This is a genomic window from Neisseria sp. P0013.S005 (assembly GCF_051958425.1).
GTDB classification, from domain to species: Bacteria; Pseudomonadota; Gammaproteobacteria; order Burkholderiales; family Neisseriaceae; genus Neisseria; species Neisseria subflava.
This window is the reverse complement of record NZ_JBQCVL010000006.1, coordinates 130,128-140,505: the sequence shown is the minus strand read 5'-3', so window position 1 is coordinate 140,505 and position 10,378 is coordinate 130,128. Positions and strand designations below refer to the sequence as shown.

11 protein-coding genes are annotated in these 10,378 nt (G+C 47.7%); 10 read left to right on the top strand and 1 reads right to left on the bottom strand.

Going from position 1 to position 10,378, the window contains the following annotated elements; translation table 11 throughout:
• The first annotated feature begins 375 nt into the window (after positions 1 to 375).
• The 6 genes from hpnD to apaG all read left to right on the top strand — a co-directional run bounded on the left by hpnD (position 376) and on the right by apaG (position 5,433).
• Positions 376 to 1,224: a presqualene diphosphate synthase HpnD gene (gene hpnD, locus ACTHTA_RS07855; RefSeq protein WP_308887801.1), complete on the top strand. Its 849-nt coding sequence runs from the start codon at positions 376 to 378 to the stop codon at positions 1,222 to 1,224.
• A complete protein-coding gene (hpnE, locus tag ACTHTA_RS07850; protein WP_308887802.1) occupies positions 1,221 to 2,528 on the top strand; it encodes a hydroxysqualene dehydroxylase HpnE in 1,308 nt (435 codons plus the stop codon). Before hpnD ends, hpnE begins: the two co-directional genes overlap by 4 nt.
• A 95-nt stretch (positions 2,529 to 2,623) precedes the next feature.
• Positions 2,624 to 3,343, top strand: a complete 720-nt coding sequence (locus ACTHTA_RS07845; protein WP_003682583.1) for an SDR family oxidoreductase — start codon at positions 2,624 to 2,626, stop codon at positions 3,341 to 3,343.
• Between the two features lie 187 nt (positions 3,344 to 3,530).
• Complete coding sequence (thiL, locus tag ACTHTA_RS07840; protein WP_308887803.1) at positions 3,531 to 4,487, top strand: thiamine-phosphate kinase; 957 nt, start codon at positions 3,531 to 3,533, stop codon at positions 4,485 to 4,487.
• On the top strand, positions 4,480 to 4,968 hold the full coding sequence (locus ACTHTA_RS07835) for a phosphatidylglycerophosphatase A family protein (RefSeq protein WP_296186176.1): 489 nt from the start codon (positions 4,480 to 4,482) through the stop codon (positions 4,966 to 4,968). The genes thiL and ACTHTA_RS07835 overlap by 8 nt, the downstream gene beginning before the upstream one ends.
• A 96-nt stretch (positions 4,969 to 5,064) precedes the next feature.
• Positions 5,065 to 5,433 carry a Co2+/Mg2+ efflux protein ApaG gene (gene apaG / locus ACTHTA_RS07830; RefSeq protein WP_049350701.1) on the top strand — a complete coding sequence of 123 codons (369 nt, stop codon included), beginning with the start codon at positions 5,065 to 5,067 and terminating at the stop codon, positions 5,431 to 5,433.
• Between the two features lie 65 nt (positions 5,434 to 5,498).
• On the opposite strand, the gene ACTHTA_RS07825 is transcribed toward apaG, so the two are convergent.
• A complete protein-coding gene (locus tag ACTHTA_RS07825) occupies positions 5,499 to 5,795 on the bottom strand; it encodes a DUF2288 domain-containing protein (protein WP_049323125.1) in 297 nt (98 codons plus the stop codon).
• 270 nt (positions 5,796 to 6,065) lie between these two features.
• Between ACTHTA_RS07825 and ACTHTA_RS07820 the strand changes: the two genes are divergently transcribed.
• The 4 genes from ACTHTA_RS07820 (at position 6,066) to ACTHTA_RS07805 (ending at position 10,332) form a co-directional block, all read left to right on the top strand.
• Positions 6,066 to 6,791, top strand: a complete 726-nt coding sequence (locus ACTHTA_RS07820; RefSeq protein WP_070607635.1) for a metal ABC transporter ATP-binding protein — start codon at positions 6,066 to 6,068, stop codon at positions 6,789 to 6,791.
• A 75-nt stretch (positions 6,792 to 6,866) separates the two neighbouring features.
• Positions 6,867 to 7,742 (top strand): metal ABC transporter permease, encoded by an 876-nt coding sequence (locus ACTHTA_RS07815; RefSeq protein WP_308887805.1) that lies wholly within the window; start codon positions 6,867 to 6,869, stop codon positions 7,740 to 7,742.
• A 79-nt stretch (positions 7,743 to 7,821) separates the two neighbouring features.
• Entirely contained in the window at positions 7,822 to 8,727 is a 906-nt protein-coding gene (locus tag ACTHTA_RS07810; RefSeq protein ID WP_049336292.1) for a metal ABC transporter solute-binding protein, Zn/Mn family, read from the top strand.
• A 267-nt stretch (positions 8,728 to 8,994) separates the two neighbouring features.
• On the top strand, positions 8,995 to 10,332 hold the full coding sequence (locus ACTHTA_RS07805; RefSeq protein ID WP_308887807.1) for a sodium-dependent transporter: 1,338 nt from the start codon (positions 8,995 to 8,997) through the stop codon (positions 10,330 to 10,332).
• Positions 10,333 to 10,378: the final 46 nt, after the last annotated feature.

The following is a 10,378-nucleotide window of genomic DNA, read 5'->3' as shown; positions in this document are numbered from 1 at the left end:
GCGGTTCGGGTTGACGGGCGGCTTTGTATGGGGCCGGGAATGAAGACCTGGACAAATGGAGACTTTACATTGGGTAAAGGGATAAATGGATAGCCTCTTGTCGGATGAGGATATAAAAGATAAAGGGAATAAAGAGATGTACTTAAATGTATTTGATGGAAAACGGAATAGGGCAACTGTGCAGAGGGGCTACTCTTTGATACAGCTGTTGGTGGTGATGTTGGTGGCTTCGATATTGGCTAGGCCGTCTGAAAGATACTTAAGATTAGTTTTCAGACGGCCTTGTTGTAAGATTATTTTTTGATATTGGCGTACTTTTTTAAATACAGATAAAATCCCTGTTAATTATTTATAACGATATTTTTAGGATACACAGTGCTTGCTTTGGATTATTGTCATCAAAAGGCTGCAGAAAGCCATTCCAGTTTTTTATCCGGCTTTCGTTTTTTATCGCTAGAAAAACGGAATGCGATCACTGTTTTATACGCTTTTTGTCGCGAACTAGATGATGTGGTTGATGGCTGTACCGATCCAAATGTAGCTCAGATAACGTTAAATTGGTGGCGCAGTGATTTGGAGAAAGTATTTAATAATGAGATGCCTGAGCATCCCGTTCATCAAGCTTTAAAAGATATTCGGGTAAATTTTGACTTGCCGAAGAATGAATTTGAAGCTTTGATTGATGGTATGCAGATGGATTTGGAGCAGGCTCGTTATGGTGGTTTTGATGAATTAAAGCTGTATTGCTACCGTGTTGCCGGGGTGGTGGGTTGTCTTATTGCGCGGATTTTAGGTTTTTCCAATCCGAAAACTTTGGAATATGCGGACAAAATGGGCTTGGCTTTGCAGTTGACGAACATTATTCGCGATGTGGGCGAAGATGCGCGGCAGGGAAGAATTTATCTGCCTATAGAGGAAATGCAGAAGTTTGACGTACCTGCCAACGTAATTATGCAGTGCAAACCGACAGACAATTTTGCAAAATTGATGCAATTTCAAGTGAATAGGGCGCGTGAAACTTATCGTGAAGCGATGTTACTTCTGCCGGCTGAAGATAAGAAATCTCAAAAAGTCGGCCTGATTATGGCGACTATTTATTATACGTTGTTGAATGAAATCGACCGTGATGGTGCGCAAAATGTGTTGACTTATAAAATTGCGATTCCTTCTCCCCGTAAAAAACGTATTGCTTTGAAAACTTGGCTGTTTGGATTTAAACCATGAATACGAAGCGTCCAAAAATTGCTGTGATTGGTGCCGGTTGGGCAGGTTTGTCTGCGGCGGTTTCCCTGATTCATCGAGCCGATATTTCTTTGTTTGAGGCCGGGAGACAGGCTGGCGGTAGGGCGCGTCCCTTGTCCGGAAAAGATGATGGATTCAGCTTTTTGGATAATGGGCAGCATATCTTGTTGGGTGCGTATCATGGTGTTCAAACTTTGATGCAACATATTGGCGTTCAACCTGAATCAGCCTTTTTACGCCAGCCTTTGCGATGGTACATCCATGAAGGATTACAGTTTCAGACGGCCTCTCTGCCTGCGCCTTGGCATTTGCTTGTCGGCATCCTGCGTGCTAAAAATCTTTCTTTTTCATTGAAAATCAAATTTCTGTCGGATATGTCGGCATTGCGACGTTGGGCAGCTCATCATAAAACCGATTTGACGGTTGCAAAGTGGTTGAGAACACGAAATGTTCCCCGCAGCCTGCTTGGCCAATTTTGGCAACCTTTGGTTTGGGGGGCTTTAAATACGCCGTTAGAACAGGCATCGTTGCGTATTTTATGTAATGTATTGAATGATGGCGTGTGGTCTGAAAAGGCGAACAGCGATTATCTTTTGCCTAAGCAGGATTTAGGGCGGCTCGTAGCTAAACCGGCTTTGGATTTTCTGCACAAACATGGTGCAAAGATATATCTTGAAACTCGTGTTTCACATTTAAACCATCATATTGATGGCCGAATTGAAATCAATGGCGAAGTATTTGATGCGGTGATTTTGGCTGTTGCGCCATATCATGTTGACGCACTTCTGCCTGAAGATACGCCTAACTATATTCAGACGGCCTATCAATCGTTGCACTATCATGCGATTACCACGGTTTATTTGCGTTATGCCCAAGCAGTCAAACTGCCTGCACCTTTAACCGGGTTTGCCGATGGTACGGCGCAATGGGTGCTACATCGGGGGACGTTGGGCTTGCCGGATAATGAAGTCGCAGTCGTTATCAGCGTTTCCGATTGTACTGAGGCTTGGAAGGATAAAGATTTGGCCGAGAAAGTTCATGCGGACATTAAGCGGGTTTGTCCGGATTTGGATAAGCCCGAAGCCGTACGCATTATTACGGAAAAACGCGCGACTACGGCTGCAACGGTTGATTTTATACAACCTGATTTCTCATGGCTGCACCATCGCCGTATTTATCCGGCCGGCGACTATCTCCATCCGCGCTATCCGGCAACATTGGAGGCTGCGGTTCAGTCAGGCTTTGCCGCGGCTGAAAAGCTTATGCTGGATTTGCGGTTTGAATAAACTGAGGCTGTCTGAATGTTCAGACGGCCTTTTTGACTTTACAAAACTTACCAAGCCGATACAATATCCGAAACCATAAAGTTCAAGGAAAAGTCATGACGACATTAGCGAACAAAACCATCTTGATTACCGGCGCATCCCAAGGCTTGGGCGAGCAGGTTGCCAAAGCCTATGCGGCTGCCGGAGCGACTGTCATTTTGGTGGCGCGTCATCAAAAGCGTTTGGAAAAAGTATATGATGCCATTGTGGCTGCGGGCAGCCCTGAGCCGTTTGCCATTTGCTTTGATTTGATGAGCGCGGAGGAGAAAGAGTTTAAGCAATTTGCGGAAACTATTGATGAAGCAACCGGCGGAAAATTGGATGGCGTGGTGCATTGCGCCAGCTATTTCTATGCCTTGTCGCCATTGGACTTCCAAACCGTATCGGAATGGGTCAACCAATACCGTATCAATACCGTTGCGCCTATGGGCTTGACCCGTGCGTTGTTCCCATTGTTGAAGCAATCCGAAGACGCTTCTGTGATTTTTGTCGGCGAAAGCCACGGCGAGAAACCGCAAGCCTATTGGGGCGGTTTCGGTGCTTCCAAAGCCGCGCTCAATTATTTGTGTAAAGTGGCTGCGGATGAGTGGGAACGTTTTGACAACCTGCGTGCCAATGTTTTGGTTCCGGGTGCCATCAATTCGCCGCAACGTATTAAATCTCATCCGGGCGAATCGAAGAGTGAACGTAAAAACTACGAAGATGTCCTGCCGCAATTTATTTGGTGGGCAAGCCAAGAGAGCAGGGGGCGGACAGGTGAAATCGTCTATCTGTAAATATACCTGCTCAGAGTGGTTTGAAAACATGAGGCCGTCTGAAATTTATATTTTCAGACGGCCTTTAACTTATTGAGTTTTATATCTAAATAATGTTGAAGTTTGATGTTTGACGTGTTAACAGACAAACATTAAGCTGGCACAAAATTAGATATGGTAATCTAAGTTATAGTTATATTGGATAAATATGACGGAATTTGACTTTATCAGACAATATTTGCAGCGACAAAAATCGGAAGGTCTGATTTTGGGCATAGGGGACGATGCCGCTATTATTCGCCCAAGTAACGGATTTGATTTATGTTTTAGCGCTGATATGTTGGTCAAAGGCAGACATTTTTTTGAAGATGTTTTACCCGAAGATTTGGCATGGAAAATGCTTGCAGTAAATTTATCCGATATGGCCGCTATGGGTGCCAAGCCGCGTTGGGTGTTGCTCAGTGCTGCGTTGCCTGAATTGAATCAAGATTGGCTCAAACGCTTTTGCGATAGCTTTTTTGCTTTGGCTGTGCGTTTTGATACGGTGTTGATTGGTGGCGATACCACCAAAGGCGATTTGGTCTTTAATGTAACGATAGTAGGTGAAGTTCCGACAGGGCGTGCCTTGCGGCGTGATGTGGCTGAAGTCGGCGACGATATTTGGGTATCGGGTCGGTTGGGTTTGGCTGCCGCTGCTTTGAACAAACATCTGGGGCATTATCAATTGCCGTCTGAAATCATGGCAGTTTGCGATGATAAATTGCTCCGTCCGGAACCGCGCGTTTCATTGGGTCAGGCATTGCTGCCGTTTGCCCATGCCGCGCAAGATGTTTCAGACGGCCTGGCTCAAGATATGGGGCATATTTTGAAAGCCTCTGCTGTCGGGGCGGAAATATTTGCCGATTGTGTGCCATCGTTGCCTGAATTGAAAAATGTGTTGTCGCGCGAACAATGGTTGTCGGCGGTATTGGCCGGCGGCGATGATTACGAACTGATTTTTACTGCCGCTCCAGAAGACAGGGAACGTGTTTGTCAGGCAGCGGAACAAAGTGGCGTACCGGTCGCCCGAATTGGTAAAATTACCGACTCAGGCCGTCTGAATATTTTAGATGCCGAAGGCGGCGTATTGGAACTGACTTCTTTAGGATTTGATCATTTTGGCTGAACGTAAACCTACTTTTTCTTGGCTGTTGCAAAAACCATTGTGTTTTTTAGGATTCGGTTTCGGCAGCGGCTTGTCGCCGGTTGCGCCGGGTACGGCCGGAACGCTGGCAGCATTACCTCTGGCTTTTGTATTGTGCCTGTTGGGCATAGACGGCTGGATATTGCTTTTATTATGTATCGCCTTGTTTTTCTGGGGTATCCGTATTTGCGGTTATACCGAGAGGGAACTGGGCATTCAGGATTACGGCGGTATCGTCTGGGATGAAATTGTCGCAATGCTGTTGGTGCTGTCGCTGATTCCGTTTAAATTGAGCTGGTGGCTGGAGGCTTTTATTATTTTCCGCTTGTTTGATGCGTTGAAACCATGGCCGATCAAATGGTTTGACCGGCGGATTCATGGAGGTTTAGGCATTATGCTTGATGATTTGATTGCGGCTGTGATGACCTTGATGGTCTTGGGCCTGTTTTATTGGATTGCGTGATGCGTTTTAAGTGTTTCGACCCTTTGCAAAAATAGGGCGGGCACGCCGGAATTATCCGGATTGAAATAAAATAAATACCATACGGGGTAAACAATTATGAATGAAATCGAGATTAACGTGGAGCCGCGTTATATGGCCGGTCAGAGCGACGTCTATCGTGACCGCTATGCCTTCAATTATCTGATTACCATCTGCAACCGCAGTGATGAAATCATTACTTTGCGTCAGCGTTTTTGGGAAATCACCGACGGACACGGTGAGACAGAGCAGGTCGGTCATGCCGGTCTGATTGAAGAGCAACCTGTTTTGTACCCGGGCGAAGCCTATGAGTACCACAGCGGTTCGCAAATCAGCACGCCTTGGGGCAGCATCGAAGGCGCTTATGAATTTGAAGACAGCATCGGCAAACGTTTCGTTATCGGGGTGCCGAAGCTTGAATTCAAAGCAGGCTTTACTTTGCAATAGGCCGTCTGAAAAAATAAAACCGGAACATGCGAAATGTTCCGGTTTTGTTTTTTCAGACGGCCTCATCAGTCTTTGCAAGGCTGTACCAATACCCACGGCGCCACGACGACCGCCCACATTTCCTGCTTATCCGCTAAAAATGTGCGTGCCATATCATCGCTGACGGCACCGAATTTGCCTTGTTCCATCCATTGTTTCAATGGTGCGGCTTCATCTTCGGCAACATGGCGGGCGACGGCAATCAAATCCAAATCAGGCGCAACATAGACGGCGGCACCGCGTGCGAAGTGGGGTTGCAGCTCTTCCCATGAAATGCGGGCGGTTTCGGTATTGAGTTTTTCGTTTAAGAGTGGAATAGACATAGGGCAATCATCAAATAAAAAACGGATTGTAACCGATATTCGGCTTTTTGCCCGATGCCGTCTGAAAACGAAAGAAATTTACAGGGTTAACGTTATACAGTATCATTTTAATGTTTTAATTTTCTTTCAGACGGCCTGTTGTCCGTATTCGGGCAAGGGCGGTTTTAGGCTTATGAATTCTGTATTGTTGACCGGATTGCTGCAAAGGCTGCTGATTGCGCTTGTCGCATTGGCGGCGTTGTGGGCTGTATATTTTTGGGCGGTATCGCCATGAGTATCGTGGTGGAAAATCTGACGGTCAGCTATCAGCGCAGGCCGGTGGTGCACCATGTCGATATGGTGTTTGAAGATGGCAAGATGTGGACGATTTTCGGGCCGAACGGCGCGGGCAAATCTACCCTGCTCAAGGCCATTATGGGCTTGCAGAAGACGGACACGGGCAGCGTGCGCTATGAAAATATGGCGCGCAAGGACATTGCCTATCTGCCGCAGCAGTCGGATATTGACCGCAGCCAGCCGATGACGGTGTTTGAACTGGCGGCGATGGGGCTGTGGTATGAAATCGGCTTTTTCGGACGCGTGAACGCGGCGCAGAAAAAGCGCGTGATGGCGGCTTTGGAACGCGTGGAAATGCAAGATTTTGCCACGCGCCAAATTGCGCACTTGTCCAATGGCCAGTTCCAACGTGTATTATTCGCGCGGATGCTGGTGCAGGATGCCAAATTTTTGCTGCTGGACGAACCATTTAATGCGGTGGATGCACGGACGACTTATGCGCTGTTGGAAGTTTTGCGCCAATGCCATCAGGACGGTCAGGCTGTGATTGCCGTGTTGCATGATTACGAGCAGGTGAGGGCATATTTTGCCAACACGCTGCTTTTGGCGCGTGAAAAAGTGACTGCCGGTGCGACGGAAAATGTGTTGACCGATGAATTTTTGGCACAGGCCAACCGAATGATGCAGAAACAGGAAGCGGCCGATTGGTGCGCGGTTTAATGGACAAGGCCGTCTGAAAGTAAGTGTTTTCAGACGACCTAAGGCTTTCAGAGATTAATAAAAAAGCGATAAAACATGGATTTATATGATTTGGTCGTTGCGCCGTTCGCCGAATTTGACTTTATGCGCTATGCCTTGGCGTCGATTTTCTGCCTGGCGTTGAGCGCGGCTCCTGTCGGTGTGTTTTTGGTGATGCGCCGCATGAGTTTGGTGGGCGACGCCTTGAGCCATGCGGTTTTGCCCGGTGCGGCCATTGGCTATATGTTTGCCGGCTTGAGTTTACCTGCGATGAGTGTCGGCGGTTTTGCGGCCGGTTTGCTGATGGCTTTGTTGGCAGGTTTGGTCAGCCGGTTTACTTCATTGAAAGAGGATGCGAACTTTGCCGCATTTTATTTGAGCAGCCTTGCCATCGGCGTGGTTTTGGTCAGTAAAAACGGCAGCAGCGTCGATTTGCTGCATTTGCTGTTTGGCTCGGTGTTGGCGGTGGATATTTCGGCTTTGCAGCTGATTGCCGTTTCCGCGAGTGTCACCATTTTGCTGATGGCGGTCATGTTCCGCCCGCTGGTGTTGGAAAGCATAGACCCTTTGTTCCTCAAGGCTGTCGGCGGTAAGGGCGGTTTTTGGCATGTGTTGTTTTTGGTGCTGGTCGTGATGAATCTGGTTGCCGGTTTTCAGGCATTGGGTACGCTGATGTCGGTAGGCTTGATGATGTTGCCGGCGATTACTGCCAGACTGTGGGCGAGAAGCATGGGTTGGCTGATGATTTTGTCTGTCGCATTGGCTTTGCTTTGCGGCTTGGCAGGACTGTTGTTTTCCTACCATATCGAAATCCCGTCCGGCCCTGCGATTATTTTATGCTGCGGCACGCTTTACCTGATTTCCGTCGTGTTCGGTTGGGAGGGCGGCATTTTGGCAAAATGGCTGCGCCGCAAGAAACACCGCACGGCATAATTTTTCAGACGGCCGCTTGAATAATCAGGCGGTCTGTCTTATGATGATGTTAATGTTACGTTATATCACTGGAGAGAATATGAAACATTGGAAACTCGGCATTGTTGCCGCATTATTGACCGGTGCCGCTTATGCCGCTCCTTTGCCTGTTGTGACCAGCTTCAGCATTTTGGGCGATGTGGCCAAACAGATTGGCGGCGACCGTGTGGCCGTACAAAGCTTGGTGGGCGCAAACCAAGACAGCCATGCCTACCACATGACCAGTGGCGACATCAAAAAAATCCGCAGTGCCAAATTGGTATTGCTCAACGGCTTGGGCTTGGAAGCTGCTGACGTACAGCGCGCAGTCAAACAGAGCAAAGTTCCTTTTGCCGAAGCGACCAAAGGCATTCAGGCTTTGAAAGCAGAAGAGGGCGGCCATCATCATGACCACGATCACGAAGGCCATCATCACGATCACGGCGAGTTTGACCCGCACGTTTGGACCGACCCCGTCCTGATGGGCACTTATGCGCAAAACGTTGCCAATGCTTTGATTCAAGCCGACCCTGAAGGCAAAACCTACTATCAGCAACGTTTGGGCAACTATCAAATGCAGCTGAAAAAATTGCACAGCGATGCGCAGGCTGCCTTTAATGCCGTGCCTGCCGCCAAGCGTAAAGTCTTGACCGGACACGATGCGTTCTCTTACATGGGTAAACGCTACAATATTGAATTTATCGCCCCACAAGGCGTGAGCAGTGAGGCCGAGCCGTCTGCCAAACAAGTGGCTTCCATCATCCGCCAAATCAAACGCGAGGGCATTAAGGCCGTCTTTACTGAAAACATCAAAGACACGCGTATGATTGACCGTATTGCCAAAGAAACTGGCGTCAATGTCAGCGGACGTTTGTATTCAGATGCATTGGGTGGCGCACCGGCTAACAGCTACATCGGTATGTACCGCTACAATGTCAAAGTTTTGACCGATGCCATGAAAAAATAAAGCGGCTTAAGGATAAAGGCCGTCTGAAACCTTAAAAACAAGGTTTCAGACGGCCTTTTATATGCTTATTTTTAAAATAAACCGTCAAATTTAAAATATAAAAATAAAATTTATGCTATTAAAAGTTTAATTATCAAGAATTCATGCTAATTTGCTTGGTAAGTACGCACCATCCGTGCGAATTGCTTATCGGCTGTCCGTCAGCCACTCACGGCTTGACTTCACCCTGTTACAATTTGGCATCTTCACGTTTCTTAATATTACATCATGAGCAACCATTCGTCTTGGTCATCCAAAATCGGCTTTGTGCTTGCTGCGGCAGGCTCGGCCATCGGTTTGGGTGCAATTTGGAAATTCCCTTATACGGCCGGTACAAACGGTGGCGCTGTATTTTTTCTTTTGTTTTTGATTTTTACGATTTTGGTGGCTTTGCCGGTTCAATTGGCCGAGTTTTATATCGGCCGTACGGGCGGTAAAAACGCCATCGACTCCTTCAAAGTATTGCGCCCCGGTTCGCAGTGGCCGTGGGTTGGCCGCATGGGTGTGGCCGCGTGTTTTATTTTGCTGTCGTTTTACAGCGTGGTCGGCGGCTGGGTATTAAACTATGTGGTACACAGTTTTACCGGCGAAATTCACGTTGGTGCAGACTTTAAGGCCCTGTTTGAAAATACGATTTCTTCACCGTTTGGCTCGCTGTTTTACCAAGGTTTGTTCATGCTGATTACCATTTGGGTGGTCAAAGGCGGCATTTCAGACGGCATTGAAAAGGCAAACCGCGTATTGATGCCGGGTTTGTTTATCCTCTTTATCGCACTGGCTATCCGTTCGCTGACTTTGCCCGGCGCAATGAACGGCGTGGCATTTTTGTTGAAACCGGATTGGTCGTATTTGAAGCCCGGCACGATGCTGACTGCTTTGGGGCAGGCATTTTTTGCGTTGAGTATCGGCGTGTCCGCGATGATTACCTATGCTTCGTATTTGGGTAAGGATCAGGATATGTTCCGCTCCGGCCATATGATTATGTGGATGAACCTGTTTGTTTCCCTGCTGGCCGGTTTGGTGATTTTTCCTGCGGTATTTGCCTTCGGCTTTGAACCCGGTCAAGGCCCTGGTTTGATTTTTGTCGTATTACCTGCGGTCTTCATGAAAATGCCGATGGGTACGTATTTATTTGCCGTGTTTATGCTGTTGGTTGTTTTTGCCACGCTGACTTCCGCGTTTTCCATGTTGGAAACCGTCATCGCGGCAACCATCCGCCAAGACGAGAAAAAGCGCAGCAGCCATGCTTGGATAATCGGTATTGCGATTTTTGTGGTCGGCATTCCTTCAGCGCTGTCTTTTGGAGTATGGAGCGATTTTAAAATTTTCGGCAAAACCATTTTTGACTTGTGGGATTTCATTATTTCTGCCGTCATCATGCCGATTGGCGCATTGAGCGTTGCCGTGTTTACATCATGGGTTCAGGACAAACAGTCTGTCCTGCGCGATGCAGGCATGGGTAGCACCATTCCGAAAAACCTGCTTTGTGTGTGGCTGGGCGTGTTGCGCTATCTTGCGCCGATTGCGATTATTGTGGTGTTCATCAACTCTTTGGGTTTGATTTAATTCGATAGTGAACAAACAGTCCGGCGTTACATTGCTTCGCCGGACT

Coding starts and splice junctions, on each gene's coding strand:
- ACTHTA_RS07805 (WP_308887807.1), top strand. CDS start 8,995: ATGAGCAACCATTCGTCTTGGTCATCCAAAATCGGCTTTGTGCTTGCT.
- hpnE (WP_308887802.1), top strand. CDS start 1,221: ATGAATACGAAGCGTCCAAAAATTGCTGTGATTGGTGCCGGTTGGGCA.
- ACTHTA_RS07825 (WP_049323125.1), bottom strand. CDS start 5,795: ATGTCTATTCCACTCTTAAACGAAAAACTCAATACCGAAACCGCCCGC.
- thiL (WP_308887803.1), top strand. CDS start 3,531: ATGACGGAATTTGACTTTATCAGACAATATTTGCAGCGACAAAAATCG.
- ACTHTA_RS07820 (WP_070607635.1), top strand. CDS start 6,066: ATGAGTATCGTGGTGGAAAATCTGACGGTCAGCTATCAGCGCAGGCCG.
- apaG (WP_049350701.1), top strand. CDS start 5,065: ATGAATGAAATCGAGATTAACGTGGAGCCGCGTTATATGGCCGGTCAG.
- ACTHTA_RS07815 (WP_308887805.1), top strand. CDS start 6,867: ATGGATTTATATGATTTGGTCGTTGCGCCGTTCGCCGAATTTGACTTT.
- ACTHTA_RS07845 (WP_003682583.1), top strand. CDS start 2,624: ATGACGACATTAGCGAACAAAACCATCTTGATTACCGGCGCATCCCAA.
- ACTHTA_RS07810 (WP_049336292.1), top strand. CDS start 7,822: ATGAAACATTGGAAACTCGGCATTGTTGCCGCATTATTGACCGGTGCC.